Raw genomic sequence first — 20443 nt, 5'->3', positions numbered from 1 at the left:
GGTGCGTCGAGATGCCCTGCCCTTCTACCGCGTCATGGCCTACACCACCGGGGTGGTGCTGCTCGTGCTATGCGTGGCGATCTACGTCCGCTACGGCCCGCCCGGCGACGCCACCATGAGCCGCACGGTCTCGCCGATCCACGGCTGGCTGTACGTGATCTACCTCGTGGCTACCGGGCTGCTGGTGCACCAGCGCGGCTGGAAGGCGAGCTGGGCGGTGCTCATCGCGTTGGCCGGGACCGTGCCGTTCGCGTCGTTCTTCGCCGAGCGGTTCGTCGTCAGGAAGGCGCGTGAGACGGAGCGGGTGCGCTGACGTCGTCGTCGCGGGTGTCGTCGGCCGAGGCGGCCGCGGCCCGGCGGGTGCGGACGCCGTTGCGGACGATGCTCACCCAGAACACCACCGCGGCCAGCGCGAACACCCACCACTGCGCCCAGTAGGAGAGGTTCTGCCACGGGCTGACGTCGCGGATGGGGGCGACGGTGTCGACGTCGAGCACCGCGGGCGCGGCGGCCGGTTCCGGCGACTCCTCGCGGAGCAGCAGGTAGCCGTGCAGCGCCGTCGCCTCGCTCACCCCGGCGCGCTGGGCCAGCTGGTCCGGCGCGATGTAGGCGATGCGGCCGTCCTCGAGCTCCTGACCGCTGCGCACGGTCGCATGGTCGGGCGTCTCGGGCGGCAGCAGGTAGCCGGTGACGGTGACCTCGCCGGACGGGACGGCGGTGCCGGCCTCCTCGGGGTCGTCGACCCAGCCGCGCAGCACCGGCACCACCATGCCGTCGCCGGTCTCCAACGGCGTGACGACGAACGAGCCCAGCGTGCCGTCGTGCGCCCGGCCGGGGACGAGCTGCTGCTGGTCCGCCAGGTAGGCCCCGGTGGCGACGGCCTGCCGGTCGGCGGCATCGCCCAGTTCCGCGCCCGGCGCGACCAGCTCGCTGATGGCGACCGGCTCGCGGGCGCGCAGCTCGTGCCGGCCGTGACTGTCCTGGTAGACGTCGGCCTGCCACCAGCCGAGCACCAGGCAGCCGGCCACCGCCGCCACCGCCACGGCGTGGAGCAGCAGCCAGCGAGGCGTCAGCAGGAACCGGTACACACTCACACCGTACGGCCCGGTGGGCGGCCCGGTGCGTGCGGGGGAGCCGTAGCAGGCAAGATCAGACATTTATGTCCGGATGGACCACATGATCTTGGTAGGCCGTTGGGTAGGCTTCGAACAGTCTCGTTCGGGGGACGGGCGCAACATCCACCCTGGTGAACGATCACGATGGAGAGAAGATCGAGATGAGCCGACCGCACCCGCTGAGCGCCATGAAAGAGTGGGAGTGGTCGCAGGCCTGGGAGCAGCAGCAGGAGATCGTCGATCGGCTGCACGCCAAGCGCGGCTCGTGGTTGCCCAACGTCGTCGAGAAGCGCCCCTGGGGCGCCGTCCGGTGGACGTCGGGCCGGCCCGCGCATGCGGCCACGTCCGGTCAGGCGGTCCCCGAGACGTTCGCGGTGCTGCGGCCCGGGCTGAACGACCAGCCGCTGCGTGCCCGCGTCGCCGAGGCACTCGCCCAGCCTGGGCCGATGTTCCAGGTGGTCGGCATCGGGCTGCGCCGCCACCAGCTCGCCCCGGCCATCGCCGGCGCGGCCGTCGGTGCGGTGCTGCTGGTCGTGCTCGCTCTGGTGATCGGTCTCGGCGCCATCGGAGCGGTCATCGGCGCGCTCGTCGGACTTGCCGGCGGCGGCGTGGGCGGGGCCGCGCTCGGGCAATACCTGTTCGAGCGCGACCGCGACGCCGTCCTCAAGGAGGGCGAGCGGGTCCGCGTCGTCACCGGCCGCTACGCCCCGACCTCCTGGTCCCGCCTCGTCGATGCCACCACCGGCCTCGAGACGGCCGCCACCGCCGCCGCTGACGACCAGACCGCCAACGCCGTCCAGACGGCGCTGTGGGAGGCGGCGGGGCTGCTGCTGCGGTCGTCTGACCACACCGGCGTCGAGGTATTGGCGGACGGGATGGAGCGGTTGGCGCAGGCGCACCGCGGAATCAGCGGCGGGCGCTGAGTTCGTCGTTTGAGTGCCGGAACCCGCGTCTCTCCATGATCATCAAGGGTCGGCCCCGTCATGGCGTGGTCGATCCTTGATGGTCAAGGGCGCGGAACCGGCCTACGCATGGACCGGCCCGCGGATGGCCAGCACCGAGTCGATCGTGTCAGCCTCTGCGGCGGGCTTGTCGGGACGGTGGCGCAGGACGCGGGCGAACCGCAGAGCCACGCCGGCCGGGTAGCGCGGCGAGGTCTGGACGCCGTCGAAGGCGACCTCGACCAGCAGCTCCGGCCGCACGTGGACCACCCAGCCATCCGTCGGCCCGTCCGCCAGTGACAGCAGCTCGGCCGTCTGCCAGGTGAGCATCTGGTCGGTCAGCCCCTTGAACGTCTTCCCGAGCATCACCCAGCCACCCTCGGGACCGTAGGCCCCGGACGGGTCGCGCGCGCCCAGGTGCAGGTTGGACAGCCACCCCTGCCGCCGGCCGTGGCCCCACTCGGCCGCGAGGATGGCGAGATCGAGGGTGTGCCGCGGCTTGACCTTCAGCCAGCCGGCACCGCGTCGGCCGGCCTCGTAGGGGACGTCGAGGCCCTTGACGATGACGCCCTCGTGGCCGTGGGCGAGAGCATCGTCGAAGAAGGCCTGAGCCTCATCCACCGAGACCGTCACCAGGCGGGGGACCCGGGCCGACGCCGGCACGACGGCGGACAGGGCGGCCCAGCGGTCGATGCCGGGGGCGCCGATGAGGTCGGTACCGTCGACGTGCAGGGCGTCGAAGACGAAGAGGGACAGCGGCACCTTGGCCCGCGCCGTCGCGACGTCGACCCTGCTGCTGACCCGCGACCCGGTGCGCTGGAACGGCAGCGGCCGGCCGGACGGGTCGAGCGCGATGGTCTCGCCGTCGAGCACCACGGAGCGGACGGGGAGCGCCAGCGCGGCCTCCGCCAGCTCCGGCACGTTGCCGGTGATGTCGTCGAGCGTGCGGGTGAACACGGCGACGTCGTTGCCGTCGCGGTGGATCTGGACCCGGACGCCGTCGACCTTCCACTCGACGGCGGCCTCGCCGGTGCGCTGCAGCGCCTCGGCGATGTCGGGCGCGGGGGAGGCCAGCATGGGCCGCAGCGGCGACCCGACCGTCAGCCGGAACTGCGCCAGCCCGTCCGGACCCGCGGCCAGGACCGCGGCCGCGACCGGCACCAGGGCACCCGCGACGGTGATCGCGCGGCGCACGTCTGCGGCCGGCACCTCGGCGGCGCGCGCCACGGCCTCGGTGAGCACGCCGTCGAGCGCGCCCTGGCGCAGCTCGCCGGAGACCAGTGCCGCCAGGAGTCGCTGCTCGGCCGGCGTGGCGCGGGCCATGAGGTCGCGGAACCGCTCCCGCCGGGCCGCCGTCGAGCCCTTCCCGGACAGCTCGCCGATCGCCGCGAACGCGGCGTCGACCTCGAGCACCTGCAGCGACGCCGCGTCGGCCGGCGGAGGCAGGTCCCGCAGTGACGCGTAGCCGAGCCCGGTGCGGCGCTGGCGCAGCTCGCCGGCCAGATAGCTGGCGACGACCTCGGCCTCGGCGGGTGCGGACCGGCGCAGGCAGCCGGCCAGCAGGTCGATCTTCGCCAGCCGGCCGGACACCCCGGCGACGGCGGCGGAGGTGTCGGCGACGTCCTTCAGCAGCACGATCCCAGTCTGCCCACCCCCACCGACAAACTCATCGGCCGCAGGCAGGGGAACGCCCCGGAGCACGCACCAGGCTCCGGGGGCGTCCCTTTCCGGACGACGGCGTGGCTCAGCTGGTCTGGGCGTCGCTGCCCAGGGTCACCGTGGTGGTGTTCTCCTGGCCGTCGCGCACATAGGTGAGCTCGATCTCGTCGCCGGGACGGTGCGACCGGACGGCCGCGATCAGCGACGTCGCGTCGGTGATGACGCGGTCGCCGACGTGGGTGACGATGTCGCCCTCCTGCAGGCCGGCCTCCGCGCCGGGGCTGTCGGGATTGACCTGGGCGATCAGGGCGCCGCGGACGTCGCCGTCCTGCGCGTCGTTGACGCCGACGCCGATCTGGGCGTGGGTGGCCTCCTGGCCCTGGCGCAGCTCGTCGATGATCGGCTTGGCCTGGTCGATCGGGATCGAGAAGCCGAGGCCGATGGAGCCGTTGCCGCTGCCGGTGGTGAGGATCGCGCTGTTGATGCCGACCACCTGGCCGTTCATGTTGACCAGCGGTCCGCCCGAGTTGCCGGGGTTGATCGGCGCGTCGGTCTGGATGGCGTCGATGACGGAGTTGACGCCCGCCTGCGGCTGGCCTTCGCTGCTGGCCGCCATCGGCCGGTCCAGCGCGGAGACGATGCCGCTGGTGACGGTGCCGTCGAGGCCGAGCGGCGAACCGATCGCGACGACCTGCTGGCCTACGGCGAGGTCGCCGGAGTTGCCCAGCTCGGCCGGCTGCAGACCGGACACGTCCTGCGCCTTGATGACGGCGAGGTCGGTGAGCGGGTCGGTGCCGATGACCTCGGCGTCCGCGGTGGTGCCGTCGGAGAACGTCACCTGCACCGTGCCGCCCTGACCGGCGCTCTCGACCACGTGGTTGTTCGTGACGATCTCGCCGTCGGAGGAGATGATGACGCCGGTGCCGCCGGCCTGGCCGAACTGGCTCTGCACAGTGATCGACACGACGCTGGGCAGCATCTCGGCGGCGACGGCCTGCACGCCCGTCAGGTCGGACGTCTGCTGGCCGTTGTCGTTGCTGGAGTTGCTCAGGTCGCTGCGCGTCACCGGGCTGGCGCTGTCGCCGTCGTCGTCGTTCACGACCGCGACGACGCCGGCACCGGCCGCGCCGCCGACGATCGCGCCGAGCGCGACGCCGGCCAGCACGAGTGGGGCGCGACGGCGCTTGGGCTCGGGCCTGCGGTCGTGCTCGGTCGGCGGCTCGTGCGGCGGCGGGGAGCCGGCCGCGCCGGCCTCGGTGGGTCCGGGCGCGCCGACCGGCTGGCCGCCGGTGGCGTCGGCGCCGGACTGCGGCGGCGTGGACCAGCCGCTGCGGGGGAGCTCGGTGGTGGGTGCCGGAGTGGAGGCGCTGCCGGCCGGAGTCCCCGCGGGCGGCGGGGGCACGGGTGCGGTCGGCAGCGTCGTGGTGCTGGCCGAGCCCTCGGGCTGGCCGGGATTGCGGGTCACGTCGTCCATGTCTCCACGGTGCCCGCCATCTCTGAGAGCATGCTGAGAGTCAGTCAAGAGCAGTCGAAGAAGCGCCCGGCAGCCGCATCGTCAGGCGCGCGCCGCCCGACGGGGCACGCCCGGCCTCGACGCTGCCGCCGTGCCGCTCCGCCGCCGCCTTGACGATGGCCAGCCCCAGCCCGGAGCCGGGCAGCCCGCGCGCCTCCGACGACCGGTAGAAGCGGTCGAAGACGCGGGTGCGGTCGACCTCGGAGATGCCGGGGCCCTCGTCACAGACGTCCAGGACGCCGTCGCGCAGGGTGACGGTGACGGTGCCGTGCGGCGGGCTGAACTTGGCGGCGTTGTCGAGCAGGTTCGTGGCCGCTCGGCCGAGCTGGGTGGCGTCGCCCTGGACGATCCAGCTGTGCAGGTCCGCGGCGAACGCGATGCCCGGCGCCCGGCGGCGCACCCGGCCGAGCGCGTCGCGGACCACGTCGGCGAGGTCGATCTGCTCCCGTGACGCCGCCGGCGGGTCCTCACGGGACAGCTCGACGAGGTCGCCCACCAGTGTGGACAGCTCGACGGCCTGGGCGCGGGTGTCGGCGATCAGCTGGGCGCGGTCGGCGGCGGCCAGCCCGCCACTCGCCTCGCTCTGTGCCAGCAGGTCGAGGTTGGTGCGCATGCTGGTCAGCGGTGTGCGTAGCTCGTGCCCGGCGTCGGCGACCAGCCGCGACTGGCGCAGCCGGGCCTCGCTCAGCGCCGCCAGCATGGCGTTGAACGCGTGCGCCAGGCGGGCGATCTCGTCGCTGCCGGTGACCTCGATCGGCTCCAGCTGCCCGGTGGCGGCGACGTGCTCGGCGGCCTGGGTCAGTTGCCGGACGGGGCGCAGCCCGGCCCGCGCGATGGACAGGCCGGCCCACGTCGCGAGCACGATGCCGGCGCCGCCGGCGATGAACGACACCAGCCGCAGCCGCTCCAGCACCTCCTCGGTCTGCTCGGTCGGCTGCGCGAGCACCAGCGCGTACTCCGCGCCGATCGGGTCACGGCCGGCCGGCACGGCGACGACGCGGAACGGCTCGCCGTCGAGGCGGAGGGTCCGGACGCTCTGCTCCTCGGTGCCGCGGGCGACGGCGAGCTCGTCGCGGCCCATGGGCGGCGTGCTACGGGCGTCGGCGGTGAACGGCTGGCCGTCCTCGCGCAGCAGCGCGATGCGCAGGTCGGCGGCCAGGATCGCCTCGGCAGGCTGGTTCACAAGCTGCCCGGGATCGCCGAACGGCGTCGAGACGGCCTGCTGGGCGCGGTCGAGCAGGTTCGCGTCGACCGACGACTGCAGCTGCGAGGAGACGGTGAGGTAGGCCGCCAGGGCGGTCAGCGTGACGGCGAGGCCGACGCCGAGTGCCGCCAGCGCGCCGACCCGGGTGCGCAGCGACAGCCGCGACGCGAACCCGGGCGTGGACCGGCCGCCGGACGAGCCGCCGGGCGTGCCGCCCGGTGGGTTGCCGCCCGGCGGCGGCGCGGCGCCGCGCCCGGAGTCGTCCGGCGGCGGAGGCGGCACGCTCGACGGCGACCAGACCTGGCGGGCGGCGTCGCTGGTCACGGCGGATCCTCGCGGGCGACGTAGCCGACCCCGCGGACGGTGTGGATGAGCCGCGGCTCGCCCTGCTCCTCGGTCTTGCGGCGCAGGTACCCGACGTACACCTCCAGCGAGTTCGCCGTCGTCGGGAAGTCGTAGCCCCACACCTCCTCGAGGATGCGGTCGCGGGTGAGCACCTGGCGCGGGTGCCGCAGCAGCAGCTCCAGCAGGGAGAACTCCGTGCGGGTGAGCCGGATGGCGCGGCCGCCGCGGGTGACGTCGCGGGTGACCGGGTCGAGGACGAGGTCGCCCATGCGCAGCTGCCGCTCCGCCGCCGGGTCGGCGGCCGGCGCGGCCCTGCGCAGCAGCGCGCGCAGCCGGGCCAGCAGCTCCTCGAGGGCGAACGGCTTGGGCAGGTAGTCGTCGGCGCCGGCGTCGAGCCCGGACACGCGGTCGGAGACCTCGTCGCGGGCGGTCAGCATGAGGATGGGCAGATCGTTGCCGGCGGCGCGGAGCGCGCGGCAGGTAGCGAGGCCGTCGAGGCGCGGCATCATGATGTCGAGGACGACGGCGTCGGGCGGCTCGGCGCTGATGGTGCGCAGCGCCTCCTCGCCGTCGGCGGCCAGCTCGACCTGGTAGCCGTTGAACGCCAGCGACCGGCGCAGCGACTCGCGCACGCCGGGATCGTCGTCGACGACTAGTACTCGCATGCCCTCAGTCTGCCCGGCCGACGTGAGAATCGCCTGAGAGCGCGCGGTAAGACGGCAGTCAGACACTGGCGGCGGATGACCCCGGGAAGGGGCCATCCGCCGCCAGTGTTATCTATCGGCTAGGCCGGGTTCAGCTGAACGCGGGGCCGGCCGCCTCGGCCGCGTCCTCCGCGACCTCGGAACGAGCCTCGGCGTCGGCCTTGACCTCCGCCTTGCGGTCCGCCGCCACGTCGCTGCGCATCGACGACCGAGCCGACGCCGCGGCCATCGCGGACTCGCAGTTGTCCTCGCCGCGGACGCGGTTGTTCTCGGCAACCGTGGCCGGGGTGTTACCCGAGCAGGTGAGGTCGCCGCGAACCACGTTGTCCGACACGTACGACTCAGCCATGTTGTCGGTGACGCTCAGGTCGCCGCCGAACACGTTGAAGCCGCAGCCGGTCAGCGGTGCGGAGGCACCGATCTGGAGAATCGCCTGCATGTCCCCAGGAGTGCCGCTGAACGTGGCATCGCCGTCGACCTCCGACAGGCACAGGATCGCGCCCTGCTCGGCACCGGTTACCGAGTAGGTGCCCTCGATGACGGTGTCGTACACGTCGGTCAGGGTGTCGCCGGTGGTCGCGAGGTTCCGGCTGACCCAGCCACTCTCGATGAAGGTCTCACCGTTCGTGGAGGTGACGCTGCGAGCGTGGTTCGAGCCGACCGAGTAGAAGAACCCGGAGTCGGTCGAGGTGACGTTGTTGCCGAGGGCGCTCTCCTCGGTGTAGACGCCATACGCCGCGTTCAGGACGGTTGTGCCGGTGACCGACGTGCCGACGAGGTCACCGAAGCCGTTCGCCAGGACGCGGACGTTACCGTTGACGGTGGAGCCGTCGAGCAGCAGGTTCGCGTCGGCACGAACGGTCACGTTGCCGTTGATGGTGACGTTGGTCAGCTCGCACGACTTGTTGGCGGCGACCACCAGGTCCCCCGGCACCGTGACGTCGGCTGCGACACCGTCGCAGAACGTCGTCAGCGCGGCCTGGGACGGCGCGGCGAAACCAACGGCCATGAGGCCGGCGGCTGCCGCCGTCAGGGCGATCTTGCGGTAGCGCATGTGCGCTCCTCTCTGCGGATGCTGCGGATGATGAGGAGATCTGTGCGCAGGATTCAGTTGTGGAGACCGAGCCGAAGCGACAGATGCTCCCCCTACTCCTGTCGGAGACTTGGTACGACGTGCACTCTTTCCGGGAAATGACGATCATGTCAAGGTTTAGCCCGGATTTCGGAGCCACTTGTCGACATGAGTTCGCTTGAGCGACACGATACGAGTGAGCCGCGCTCACGGCGTTCATCGCGGCGACATTTGTCCGTTGTGTCGCACGGCAACGTACAGAGCACGTGCGGGCGCAATGCGTGCACGGCAAGTTCATGCAGATCTGGGATCCGTGCTCGCGCGGTCGCCGCGGACCTGGTCGCCACGACCTACGGACAGCTGCACGGCGTCGTGCCTGGAGGCGAGCGTGAACAGCGGTGCGGTGCTGGTGATCAGGGTGTAGCAGGCCGGCCCCTCTGGCAGGAGCGGCCGGAGGTGGTCGGCGTCGGTGGCGTTGTCCAGTAACACCAGGAACGTTCGTTCCCGGCTGATCGACCGGTAGAGACCGGCCCGGGCGTCCGGTGTCACCGGGATCTCGTCCTCGAGCACGCCGAGTTGACGCAGGAGCATCGACAATCCGGCGTGGCCGGCTCCACCGGCGGCGCTGCGAAGATCGAGGTAGAGCCGGCCGTCGGGGAACGTGGCCGACTGGCGCCGCATCCAAGACCGCGCGGTCGCGCTGGCGGCGGCCGTCGAGGTCCCGGTGATCAGCACCAGCGGCGACCGTCGGCGACCCGCCCGGTGTTCGCGGAGCACGGCGTCGAGCCGTGCGATGGCGTGGTCGCGGTCGACGACGCGCGGATCTCGGTGGAAAGCCGTCGTGGACGGACGTGCCGAGGCCGACTCGGTGGTGGCGGCTTCCTCGAGGCGAAGAGCGCGCCACGTGGCGACCCACCGGGCTTGGTCGGCGAGGCCGACACCACATGCGCTCACGAACGCGCGGATGACATCCAGGCGCGGGAGTCTCGCGAGCTTCCGATTGAGCGCGTCGGACAGCGTGCTCGCCGGAACCCCGGATCGTCGCTGGAGCTCGCGGAAGGACGGATCGCCCGCCCACAGCTTCAGCCGTCTCAGGTAGACGATGAAATCCGCGCCGGTTCGCGCAAGAGCGGGATCCGGTCGGGTGAAGTCCAGCTCGTCGCCGTGCTGGCGTTCGTACATCGGTGTCCGCCCCCCTGAGCCAGGCCGCCGTCATCGATGCGCCCGCGGCGGGCGACCGCAGCGGAACGAAACGGACTGCTCACTCGCAATTCATGTCGCAGTCGGCGGTTCCACGAGGTCATTTCCCGGCATCCGCACATCCCCCCAATGTGACGCTGATCGTGGCTGTGGCCTCGGTATACGTCCCGCACAAGCCCACGGTTCAAGATCATACGCAGACACGTCCACGGTTGTAAATGCCCCTTATGACCCTTTATGCACCCGCAGAGTGGTGCACTGAGTCGGCAGCGAATCGCCGCACACCGCGGGTGTGTCACGCCGCGCCCGTCGGCGCTACACGCGGACGGTAGCGGGGCGGCCAGCCGGTCGTGGCCGGGGTCGCCCGGAAGAGGCCGACCTTCGCCGACGGCGACCGAAATCAGACGGCGTCGGCCGGGGTTGGCCGAGATCATTCTCGGCAGGCCGCGCCCCTGCACAGGATCGCCAGCGTCAGTGTCCGTGCGGGCGGGTTGATGGCCGATCGGCCGGTATGCCGGGTGCCCGGTGCGGACATCGCTGCTCCTGATCGGAGGCGTTGTCATGTCCATTCCGATTCACCTGCCGGCGCGGATGGCGCCGGCGTGGTCGAGATCCCGGGCGCGTCGGCGCCTGGGCGTCGTGGTCGCAGTGGTGCTGGCGTTGGCCGGTGTGCTGGCGACATCACTCGTCCCGGGTGGAGTGCCTCGCGCGGCGGCGAACACGACGGCGACGTCGTGTCCGTCGGATCCGTTCCAGGCCGCGCAGGCCACCGAGGCCGGCACGGTCTACTACTGGAACGAGACGCTGACCGAGGCGTTCGCCGAGACGACGGGTGTGGCGCCGACGCGGCTGGCGCGAGCCGCGGCGATGATGAACATCGGCATCTTCGACACGCTGAACTCGGTGTTCTTCGCCCACCTGCGGCAGCTGGCCACGGGCACCCCCGCGGCTGAGGCGTGCGGGTGGGAACCGTACCTGGTCATCGCCGACATCACCACGTCGGTGGACGCGGACCTGGCCGCCGGCTACGCCGCCCGGGACATCCTGATCGAGGCGCTGCCCAGCGAGGCGGCGTTCATCCAGAACGCCTTCAACTCCCGGCACGGGACGGACTTCCAGCAGGAGGCGTACGCGCTGGGCTCGTTCGTGGCGAACGCTGTGATCACTGCGCGCGCCGACGACGGGTCGCAGGACCCGATGCCCTACACATTGGATGGGGTGGCGGGGGCGTGGGAGCCCACGCAGGACCCGGCCTGCCCGGACCTGGCCGCGGCGGCCACCCCGAACTGGGGGAACGTGGACCCGTTCACGATGACCTCGGGTTCGCAGTTCCGGCAGGACGGCCCGGCCGGGCACGACTCTTACGCGGCGTTGCTGGCCAGTCCGGAGTACGCCGCGCAGCTGGCCGAGGTCCGCGCGCTCGGCGCGGACGATGCCGAACTCAACGGTGACCGCACGGCGGATCAGACCGAGGCGGCGTGGTTCTGGGCCAACGACCTCGACGGCACCTACAAGCCGCCGGGGCAGCTGCTGGAGGCGACCCAGATCGTCGCCCAGGGTCAGCCCGCGGCCGAGCTGACCGGCAACGCCGACGAGTTCGACACCCGCTGGTCGCAGCAGGGCATCCGGGTGGCCCGGCTGTTCGCGCAGGTCTCGTTAGGCCTGGGCGACGCCGGTATCGCCGCGTGGGACCAGAAGTACCTCACCAACGTGGATCTGTGGCGACCGGTCACGGCGATCCACAACGACGCCACCAACCCGGACCCGACCTGGCAGCCGCTGTCACGCACCGCCGAGCTGAACCCGGCCAGCGAGGTGCCGTTCTCGCCGTGCTTCCCGGCCTGGGTGTCCGGACACGCCACCTTCGGCGCGGCCTGGGCGCAGGTGCTCACCAACGAGTTCGCGGCCGCCACGACGTTCATCAACCCGTTCCCGCTGACGCTGACCACCGACGACCCGCACGCGCAGGGCGTCACCCGCGTGTTCGACAGCTTCACCGAGGCCGCCGAGGAGAACGCCCGCAGCCGCGTCTACCTGGGCGTGCACTACCAGTTCGACGCCGACGACGGCATCGCCACCGGCACCGCGCTGGCCAACCAGCTCACCGGCAACGTCCTCACCTACACCCAGACCTGCCCCGACTGGAATTGCATCCAGCCGATCCCAACACCATCCGAACGCATCGACGGTGGCGACGAACACAGCCTCGCCGTGCAACCCGACGGTACCGTCGTCGCCAGCGGCGTCAATGGCAACGGTCAGCTCGGCGACGGAACCACCACCGACCGCCTCTCGCCAGTTCCAGTGAGTGGTCTCTCCGACATAATTGCCGTTGCGGCCGGTGGTGGCCACAGTCTGGCGCTGGACTCCGGCGGCCAGGTGTGGGCCTGGGGCGACAACAGCTCCGGCCAGCTCGGCGACGGCACCACGACCAACCGCCTGACGCCGGTGCAAGTGAGCGGGCTATCCGACGTGGTCGCTGTCGCCGCAGGAGCTGCACACAGCCTGGCGCTGCGCGCGGACGGCACGGCCTGGGCATGGGGCAACAACGGTTCTGGCCGGCTTGGCGACGGCACCACGACCAACCGCCTGACGCCGGTGCAAGTGAGCGGGCTATCCGACGTGGTCGCTGTCGCCGCAGGAGGCGGACACAGCCTGGCCGTCAGCACCGGTGCTGTCAGTGCATGGGGCGAGAACATCTTCGGGCAGCTCGGCGACAACGGCCAGTCTGGGAGCAGTAGTTCGGTCCCGGTAACCGTTGCCGTTGGCGGCGACGGGACTAGCATCGCTGCTGGCAACAGGCACAGTCTCTTGCTCTTGTCAGACGGCACACTGCTTGGTTGGGGACAAAACGCAAGAGGACAGCTTGGAAACGGTTCCGGCACGAACAGCCCAATCCCAGTTCAGGTTGATGACACCAACCTGACCGAGGCGGCGGCCATTGGCGCTGGTCTCGACCACGGACTGAGCCTCGATTCCCGCAGTAGAGCATGGGCCTGGGGCGCCAACGATGGCCAGCTGGGTAACGGCACGAGCACACTCAGCGCAGTCCCAGTCCCGTTCGGCTGATCAACTCTTCATCAATTGCCGATCCGAACACGACATCGTCTGGAGCCGGTCTGATGGCCGGCTCCAGACGATCCGTCTGTGAGGCGGAGACGCATGCCCGGGCAGCCGGGCCTCCGCCGGCGAGCGAATGCGTCGCCGACCGGCCGAGGTGCTGGCGCCGGGCCGCCTCAGCCGAGCTGGTCCTGGGCCCGGACCAGGACGTCCAGGACCCGTGCGCCGAACTCGAGCCCGTGCGGATGCGCGGGCGCGCCGGGCCGCGCGGCGGCGGTCAGCTCAGCGATGGCTGTGCTGAGCGCGTCGACGACCGGGGTGGGCTGCTCGGGCAGGACGGCGTGGCCGGCACCGCCCCACACGCGCGCATACGAGAGGCCGGCCGCCGCCGGAACGTTCTGCGAGACGGTGACGGTGCTGGACGCGCCGCCGCGGTGGCCGAGGACGAGGTGGACGGTGCCCAGCGGGTCCTCGTGCGCGGCGACGGTCTCGACCGGCTCCAGCACGTTCAGCAGGATGGAGAGGGCGTGCGGGCCGAGGTCCCAGAGCCCGCCGTCGCGCTCCAGCCGCCAGGGCGTGGAGAAGACGCCGTGCTCGCGCTGGACGGAGCCCAGCGTCAGCGCCGTCCCGCCCTCCCACGGGTGCTCGGACGCCGCGGCCCGGCGGGACGCCAGCCAGTCGCGCACCTCGGGCCGGAAGAGCTGGGTGAAGAACACGACGCTGGCCACCCCGGACGCCGCGGCGGCGTCAGTGAGCGCGCGACCGCCGGCGGCGTCGAGCGCGATCGGCTTCTCCAGCAGCAGGTGCTTCCCGGCCGTGGCCGCCGCCGTGGCGTACTCGGCCTGCACATCCGGGGGCACGGAGAACTCGACGGCGTCGGCGTCGGCCAGCAGCTCGTCGAACGAGCCGTACGCCCGCACGCCGAACTCGTCCGCGAGCGCCGCCGTCCGCGCCGGGTCGCGGCCCCAGACGCCGGTGAACGTGACGTCCTCCGTCGCCGCTAGTGCGGGTGCGTGGGCCACCCGGGCCCAGTGTCCAGTGCCGACCAGTCCGAAGCGCATGGCATGGGAACCTACCGACAGTCCCATGATCATGTTTCCTCGCGGCGTGTCAGCGACCGCGAGGGAACATGATCACGGGGCGCCCCCGCTAGCCTGGTGCGGTGGACGAAGCGGCGGTCTATCCCGCGCACTGGGAGGCCGACGTCGTGCTGTCAGACGGCGCGACGGCGCACCTGCGGCCCATCGTGCCGGCCGACGCCGCACGCCTGGTCGAGTTCTACGCGCGCGTCAGCGACCGGTCCAAGTACTACCGCTTCTTCGCCCCGTACCCGAGGCTGACCAGCCGCGACATCGAGCGGTTCACGAACGTCGACCACCGCGACCGCGTGGCGCTGATCCTGCTCATCGGCGACGACATGATCGCCGTCGGCCGGTACGAGCGGCTCAGCCGCACTGACGCCGAGGTGTCGTTCCTGGTCGAGGACGGGCACCAGGGCCGCGGCGTCGGCAGCGTGCTGCTCGAGCACCTGGCGCAGGCGGCCCGCGAGCGGGGCGTGCGCCGGTTCGTCGCCGACATCCTGCCCGCCAACCACAAGATGATCACGGTCTTCGCCGACGCCGGCTACACCGTCGACAACAGCTACGAGGACGGCGTCGTCCATGTCGAGTTCGAGATCGCGCCGACGGGCAGTTCGCTCGAGGTCATGGCCGCACGCGAGCACCGGGCCGAGGCGCGCTCCATCGAGCGGCTGCTGACGCCACGGTCGGTCGCCGTCATCGGCGCCAGTCGATGGCGGGAGAAGATCGGCCAGACGCTGGTCCGCAACCTCGTGCTGGGCGGGTTCACCGGGCCGGTCTACGCGGTCAACCGCGAGGCGACGGCGATCACCGGCCTGCCGGCCTACAAGAGCGTCCGCGATGTCCCCGGCGAGGTCGACCTCGCGCTGGTCGCGGTCCCCGCCGATGCCGTCGCCGAGGTGGTCCTCGACTGCGCCGCGAAGGGCGTGCGCGGTCTGGTCGTCGTGTCGTCCGGGTTCGCCGAGACGGGCGAGCCGGTCGGCCGGTCCCGGCAGGCCGAGCTGGTCCGGCTGGCCCGGGCGCACGGCATGCGCATCGTCGGGCCGAACTGCCTGGGCATCGTCAACACCGATCCCGCGTACTCGCTGAACGCGTCGCTGGCGACCACGCTGCCGCCGGCCGGGAGGGTCGGGTTCTTCGCCCAGTCCGGCGCGCTGGGCAGCGCGATCCTCGGTGACGGCGCCGCACGCGGCCTGGGCGTGTCGACCTTCGTCTCGGCTGGCAACCGCGCCGACGTGTCCGGCAACGACCTGCTGCAGTACTGGCGCGACGACCCCGCGACCGAGGTCGTGCTGCTGTACCTGGAGTCGCTGGGCAACCCGCGCAAGTTCTCCCGGCTGTCGCGCGCGGTCGCCGAGGTCAAGCCGGTGGTCGCGGTGAAGAGCGGCCGGTCCACCCAGGGCGTGCCGCTCGGGCACACCGTCCGGCCGATCGAGGCGCCGGCCGACGCGCTGGACGCGATGTTCCGGCAGTCCGGGGTCATCCTCGTCGACACGATCCCGGAGATGTTCGACGTCGCGCAGGTGCTGGCCTTCCAGCCGCTGCCCACCGGCCGGACCGTCGCCGTCATGGGCAACTCCGGCGCGTTGTGCCTGCTGGCCGCCGACGCAGCAGTCAGCGCCGGGCTGGACGTCTACGGCGACCCGGTCGGCTTCGGCGCCGGCGCGACGGCCGACGACTACCGCAAGGCGCTGCGCACGTTCGTCGACGAGCCCGCCGTCAGCTCCGTCCTCGTCGTCTACGCGCCGGCCGTCGACGGGCCCGGCGGCCAGGACGTCGCCACGGCGCTGGCCGAGGTGGCCGCGTCGGCCGGGAAGCCGGTCGTGACGACGTTCCAAGGCCAGCGCGGCGTGCGCGGGCCGGCCGGGGTGCCGTCGTACCCGTCGCCCGAGGAGGCGGCCCGGGCGCTCGGCCACGCCACCGCGTACGCCGAGTGGCGGCGGCGCAGCCACGGCAAGGTGCCGCGGCTGGACGGCTGCGACGCCGCGGGCGCCCGGAAGGTGGCCCGGGGCGTGCTGAGCGCGCCGCACGCCGACCCCGCCACGGGTGCCGAGCTGGATCCCGCGCGGCTGCGCGAGCTGCTGGCCGCCTACGGCGTCGAGCTGCTGCCGATGGTTTCGGCGCCGACGCTGGACGCCGCGCTGGCGGCGCTGGGGGAGCTGGGCGGCGAGGTGGTGCTGAAGGCGACGTCGCCGCGGCTGCGGCATCGGCCCGACCTCGCCGCCGTCTGGCGCAACATCGACACCGAGGACGAGATGCGCGACGCCTGGGCGACGATGGCCCGGACGCTGTCCGACCCGGCCGAGGCAGGGTTCGTCGTGCAGCCGATGGCGCCGGGCGGCGTGCCGGTGTCGATCCGGGCCTGGGAGGACCCGATGTTCGGCCCGGTGGTGTCGTTCGGCGTGTCCGGGGTGGCGTCGGACCTGCTGGGGGATCGCTCGTACCGGATCCCGCCGCTCACCGACCGCGACGCCGCGGAGATGGTGCGCGAAGTGAAGGCGGCCGCCTTGCTCATGGGCTACCACGGCGGCATCATGGCCGACCTGGGTGCGGTCGAGGATCTCGTGCACCGCATGTCGCGGCTGGTCGACGAGGTGCCAGAGGTCGGCTCGATCGAGCTGGACCCGGTGCTCGCCGGCGAGGCCGGGCTGGCGGTCGTCAACGGCTCCGCCAGCGTGGCGGCGCCGGCCGCGCGACAGGACTGGTACACCCGGCGGCTGCCGTGACGGCAACCACGACGAGCGTGCGAGGATGGAGCAATGGCGGATACAGGGACGCGTGAGGGTCTTCGCCTGGCCATCCAGGAGGCCGGCTACTATCCCGACCTCGTCGCGGACATGCTCGAGACCTCGCTGGCCGGCGAGGCGGTGAACTCGTACGTCGTGCACCACGAGCCGCACTTCGACCGTGACGAACTGCGCCGGCACGTCAGCGTGCTGGTGCTCACCCCGACCAGGCTGATCGTCGGGCACACCGACGAGTACCCCTCAGACGACACCCACGACGTGCCGTACGCCACCACGTCCACCGAGGCGGTGCCGCTGGACCGCGTGGCGTCCGTGGTTGTCAGCCGCACCGTCACCGCGCCCGCCGCCTACCGGACGGGCACCCCGGCGCTCGACGTCGTCCTGACGGTCGGCTGGGGCGCCATGAGCCGCATCGACCTCGAGCCGGCCACCTGCGGCGACCCCGACTGCGAAGCCGACCACGGCTACACCGGCGCACTGACGTCCGACGACTTCACGCTCCGGGTCAGCGAGGCCGGCGACGGCAGCGGCCGGGTCCGCGACCTGCTGACGTTCGCCCGCGCGCTGTCCGCCGCCACCGTCAGCGTGCGGTGACCGGTGCCGTTGCCCCGTTACGGCGAGGCGGCCCTCGCTGACCTGCTGCCGTCCGTCCTGGCGGCCCTCGGCGTCCCCGACGAGCTGAATGTGCTGGGCCTGCCGCCGGCCCGCCGCTACTGCGTGCTGCTGGTCGACGCGCTCGGCTGGAACCTGCTGCGCGCCCACCCGGCGCAGGCGCCCTTCCTGACGTCGATGGCCGGTCGGGCCATCACCGCCGGCACGCCCACCACCACGGCCACCAGCCTGGCCAGCCTCGGCACCGGCCTGCCGCCCGGGAAGCACGGCATCGTCGGCTACACGTCGCGGGTGCCGGGCGGCGACGGCATCTTCAACGCGCTCAAGTGGGACCCGCCGCTGGACCCGCTCACCTACCAGCCATATCCGTCGCTGTTCGGCCGCGCCGACCGCGCCGGCATCGCGACCACCGTCATCGGGCAGAGCAGCTTCCGCGACACCGGGCTGACCCGCGCGGCCATGGGCGGGCCGTTCCGCGCCGCCAACACGTACGGGCAGCGGGTCGCGGCGGCCGTCGAGGGGTCCTCCGGCGCGGAGCCGTCGCTGGTGTACGTCTACGACGGCGACCTCGACTACACCGGCCACCAGCACGGCTGGCGGTCGGCCGCCTGGCGCTACCAGCTGGCCATGGCCGACCGGTTCGCCGAGCAGCTCTACGACGAGCTGCCGGCCGGCACCGTTCTCGTCGTCACCGCCGACCACGGCATGGTCGACGTGGAGCCCAGCCGCCGCATCGACGTCGACGATGTGCCCGCCCTGCGCGAGGGCGTAGCACTGGTCGCCGGCGAGGCCCGGTTCCGGCACGTGTACGGCGTGCCCGGCGCGGGGCCGGACGACATCGCCGGCGCGTGGCGGTCGGTGCTGGCGGACCGCGCCGAGGTGCTGACCCGCGCCGAGGCGGTCACGGCCGGCTGGTTCGGCGCGGTGGAGTCGCGGGTGGCCGAGCGCATCGGCGACGTCGTCGTCAGCGTGCACGGCGACTGCGCGGTCGAGCGGCGCAGCGTGTTCCCGGTCGAGACCCGGCTGCGCGGGCTGCACGGGGCGCTGAGCGACGACGAGCTGCTGGTGCCGCTGCTGGTCGGGGAGGCCTGAGGACGGCGTGGCGGAGCTGACGTTCTTCACCGGGACCATGGACTGCGGCAAGTCGACGCTGGCCCTGCAGACCGACTACAACCACCGCCGCCGCGGGCTGTCCGGGCTCATGATGACCTCGCACGACCGCGCCGGCGAGGCGACGGTGTCCAGCCGGCTCGGCCTGTCCGCCGACGCCGTCGAGGTGACGCCGTCGACGCAGCTGTGGGCGCTGGTGGCGGCCCGGCTGACGGCCGGCGCCCGCATCGACTACGTCATCGCCGACGAGGCGCAGTTCTACACGTCCGAGCAGGTCGACGACCTCGGCCGGATGGCCGACGAGCTGGACGTCCCGGTGTACGCGTTCGGCATCCTCACCGACTTCCGCACCCGGCTGTTCCCTGGCTCCGCGCGGCTGGTCGAGTTGGCCGATCGGGTCGAGACGCTGCAGGTCGAGGCACTGTGCTGGTGCGGCCGGCGGGCCACGCACAACGCCCGCACCGTCGGCGGCATCATGGTGACCGAGGGCGAGCAGGTGGTCGTCGGCGACACCGACGGCGAGGGTGTGGTGGGCTACGAGGTGCTGTGCCGGCAGCACCACCGCCGCCGGATGACCGCCGTCAGCGCGCGGGTGGCCGAGCCCGGCGCCGAGCCGCTCCCGTTCGCCGCGTCCTGACGTTCGGCGCCTGGCCGACGTGGTGGCTCGGTGTGGCGTTGGTGCTTAACGACACCACCGATGAGGCGACGCAGGCCGTCGGCTGATGCCTGGGAATCCGGCGGATACTCGCGAATCTGACGGATGCGGGCCTGATCCGGGCGGTATCCGTCGGTTTCCCGAGTATCCGCCGGTTCGGCGGGCGTCACGCCCCACGGAAGCGCAGAGCGACCGGTCCGAGCCTCGATCCTCGGCCCACGGATCGGGGCGGAGATCCCCATTTCCAGGACGGCGAGAGCACCCGCGGGCGCTGTCAGAAGAACTCGTCGAGCAGCCGATAGAAGGTCTGCTTCGCCGGGTCGGGCTCGACGCCGCAGCCGCGCAGGTAGCGGGCGGCGGCGTCCTCTCCGCCCAGGTCGGTGACCTCGCGGGTGGCGACGGCGAGGTCGAGCCAGCGGTCCGCGACGCCCAGCCGTCCCGCGTCGAGGACGCCCGTCACCGTGAGTGTCTCGGGGTCGATGAGGACGTTCTGCGTGGTGAGGTCGCCGTGGCAGACGACGAGGTCCTCGCCGGCCGGCCGGGTGGCCAGCAGCTCGGCGGTCAGCTGCTCGCGGGACCAGCCGCGGTGGACCTCGTCGAGGTCGTCGAGGTCGACGTCGGCGGCCAGCGCCGCGGGCACCGTCACCGCCAGCCGGCGGTCGAACGGGCAGTCGGCGACCGGCAGGGCGTGCAGCGCGCGGGTCAGCTCGGCCAGCGCGTCGACGACGCCGTCGCGGGCCGCCGGCGGCCAGTCGTCGTCGGCCGGGCGGCCCGGCACCTCGGCGGTGACCAGCAGGCCCGGCCCGCACTCCAGCACCTCCGCGGCCGGGATGCCCTGCCTGCGCAGCCAGGTGAGCCGGGCGGCCTCGCCGAGGAGGTCATCGGTGGCGGACTCCTTGCGGTAGGTGCCCGCGGCACGGGTGACCGTGGCACCGGACTGGCCGGTGGTGACGTGCTCGACGTCGCCCACTCAGATGCTCACCCAGCTGGTCACGACGGCCGGCCGGGTGTCGTCCTCGAACCGGCAGCTGACGGAGATGGGGCCGGCGGCGACCGGCGCCGCGCGGAACCGGCCGTCGGCGTCGGTGGTGACCGAGACGACGCCCTCGGCGTGCCGCACCTCGACCGTCGCCGGTGCCGGAGCCACGATCTGGCCCATGACGCGGTGCGCGTCGCCCTCGCGGGTGACCTCGAGGACGACGACGGTGTCGCCGGCGGTGAACGTCAGCAGCCGGGGCGCCTCGGTGGCCGACCGGACGGCGGCGGCCGGTTCGGTGCTGGAGTCGCCGATGAGCTCGGCCAGCTCCGCGTCGACCGTCCGCCACACCAGGCTCGCCTTGGCCGCGTCGACCAGCCGCCGCGGCGGCGGGTCGGTGGCCTCGATGACCTCGCGGAGCTGGTCGACCAGGCGGTCGTCGTCAGCCATG

17 protein-coding genes are annotated in these 20443 nt (G+C 72.6%); 7 read left to right on the top strand and 10 right to left on the bottom strand.

The features are described from left to right. Position 1: 1 nt before the first annotated feature. On the top strand, positions 2-313 hold the full coding sequence (locus tag E1262_RS05420) for a DUF3817 domain-containing protein (RefSeq protein ID WP_203453576.1): 312 nt from the start codon (positions 2-4) through the stop codon (positions 311-313). Here the strand turns inward: E1262_RS05420 and E1262_RS05415 are convergent. Next, complete coding sequence (locus tag E1262_RS05415; RefSeq protein WP_132102048.1) at positions 279-1157, bottom strand: SURF1 family protein; 879 nt, start codon at positions 1155-1157, stop codon at positions 279-281. The two genes, E1262_RS05420 and E1262_RS05415, sit on opposite strands and share 35 nt — an antisense overlap. 119 nt (positions 1158-1276) lie before the next feature. On the opposite strand from E1262_RS05415, the gene E1262_RS05410 reads away from it, so the two are divergent. Next, entirely contained in the window at positions 1277-2038 is a 762-nt protein-coding gene (locus E1262_RS05410) for a hypothetical protein (protein WP_132102046.1), read from the top strand. Between the two features lie 102 nt (positions 2039-2140). Here the strand turns inward: E1262_RS05410 and E1262_RS05405 are convergent, their stop codons facing one another. The 6 genes from E1262_RS05405 to E1262_RS05380 all read right to left on the bottom strand — a co-directional run bounded on the left by E1262_RS05405 (position 2141) and on the right by E1262_RS05380 (position 9735). Then, positions 2141-3691: an ATP-dependent DNA ligase gene (locus tag E1262_RS05405; protein ID WP_132102044.1), complete on the bottom strand. Its 1551-nt coding sequence runs from the start codon at positions 3689-3691 to the stop codon at positions 2141-2143. Positions 3692-3800: 109 nt separating this feature from the next. Next, positions 3801-5189 carry a S1C family serine protease gene (locus E1262_RS30785; RefSeq protein ID WP_203453575.1) on the bottom strand — a complete coding sequence of 463 codons (1389 nt, stop codon included), beginning with the start codon at positions 5187-5189 and terminating at the stop codon, positions 3801-3803. A gap of 40 nt (positions 5190-5229) precedes the next feature. Further along, the gene (locus E1262_RS05395; RefSeq protein WP_203453574.1) at positions 5230-6756 is read right to left on the bottom strand and encodes a HAMP domain-containing sensor histidine kinase; all 1527 of its coding nucleotides are present in this window, start codon (positions 6754-6756) and stop codon (positions 5230-5232) included. Further along, positions 6753-7442, bottom strand: coding sequence for a response regulator transcription factor (locus E1262_RS05390; RefSeq protein WP_132102042.1), 690 nt, complete (start codon positions 7440-7442; stop codon positions 6753-6755). The genes E1262_RS05395 and E1262_RS05390 overlap by 4 nt, the downstream gene beginning before the upstream one ends. Positions 7443-7572: 130 nt before the next feature. Further along, positions 7573-8535 carry a hypothetical protein gene (locus E1262_RS05385; protein ID WP_132102040.1) on the bottom strand — a complete coding sequence of 321 codons (963 nt, stop codon included), beginning with the start codon at positions 8533-8535 and terminating at the stop codon, positions 7573-7575. 312 nt (positions 8536-8847) lie between these two features. Beyond that, positions 8848-9735, bottom strand: coding sequence for a hypothetical protein (locus E1262_RS05380; RefSeq protein ID WP_132102038.1), 888 nt, complete (start codon positions 9733-9735; stop codon positions 8848-8850). Positions 9736-10314: 579 nt separating this feature from the next. Between E1262_RS05380 and E1262_RS30780 the strand changes: the two genes are divergently transcribed. Continuing rightward, positions 10315-12822: an RCC1 domain-containing protein gene (locus E1262_RS30780; protein WP_203453573.1), complete on the top strand. Its 2508-nt coding sequence runs from the start codon at positions 10315-10317 to the stop codon at positions 12820-12822. Between the two features lie 167 nt (positions 12823-12989). Here E1262_RS30780 and E1262_RS05370 read toward each other — a convergent pair whose 3' ends face one another. After that, a complete protein-coding gene (locus tag E1262_RS05370) occupies positions 12990-13874 on the bottom strand; it encodes a Gfo/Idh/MocA family protein (protein ID WP_132102035.1) in 885 nt (294 codons plus the stop codon). 101 nt (positions 13875-13975) lie between these two features. On the opposite strand from E1262_RS05370, the gene E1262_RS05365 reads away from it, so the two are divergent. From E1262_RS05365 to E1262_RS05350, 4 genes are read left to right on the top strand one after another with little or no spacing between them, the layout of a single operon-like run. Next, positions 13976-16618, top strand: a complete 2643-nt coding sequence (locus E1262_RS05365) for a bifunctional acetate--CoA ligase family protein/GNAT family N-acetyltransferase (protein WP_132102033.1) — start codon at positions 13976-13978, stop codon at positions 16616-16618. A gap of 33 nt (positions 16619-16651) precedes the next feature. After that, complete coding sequence (locus tag E1262_RS05360) at positions 16652-17233, top strand: DUF5998 family protein (RefSeq protein ID WP_132102031.1); 582 nt, start codon at positions 16652-16654, stop codon at positions 17231-17233. 3 nt (positions 17234-17236) lie between these two features. Further along, positions 17237-18343, top strand: a complete 1107-nt coding sequence (locus E1262_RS05355) for an alkaline phosphatase family protein (RefSeq protein WP_132102028.1) — start codon at positions 17237-17239, stop codon at positions 18341-18343. 7 nt (positions 18344-18350) lie between these two features. Continuing rightward, positions 18351-18998: a thymidine kinase gene (locus tag E1262_RS05350; RefSeq protein ID WP_132102025.1), complete on the top strand. Its 648-nt coding sequence runs from the start codon at positions 18351-18353 to the stop codon at positions 18996-18998. Positions 18999-19290: 292 nt separating this feature from the next. Here the strand turns inward: E1262_RS05350 and E1262_RS05345 are convergent, their stop codons facing one another. Together E1262_RS05345 and E1262_RS05340 are read right to left on the bottom strand one after the other, a co-directional pair. After that, a complete protein-coding gene (locus tag E1262_RS05345; RefSeq protein WP_132102022.1) occupies positions 19291-19986 on the bottom strand; it encodes an APH(3') family aminoglycoside O-phosphotransferase in 696 nt (231 codons plus the stop codon). Next, complete coding sequence (locus tag E1262_RS05340; protein ID WP_132102020.1) at positions 19987-20442, bottom strand: carboxypeptidase regulatory-like domain-containing protein; 456 nt, start codon at positions 20440-20442, stop codon at positions 19987-19989. Position 20443: the final 1 nt, after the last annotated feature.

The sequence above is a fragment of the Jiangella aurantiaca genome (assembly GCF_004349105.1).
GTDB classification, from domain to species: Bacteria; Actinomycetota; Actinomycetes; order Jiangellales; family Jiangellaceae; genus Jiangella; species Jiangella aurantiaca.
Note: the sequence above shows the minus strand (reverse complement) of the source record. Positions and strands in the feature narration are given on the sequence as shown.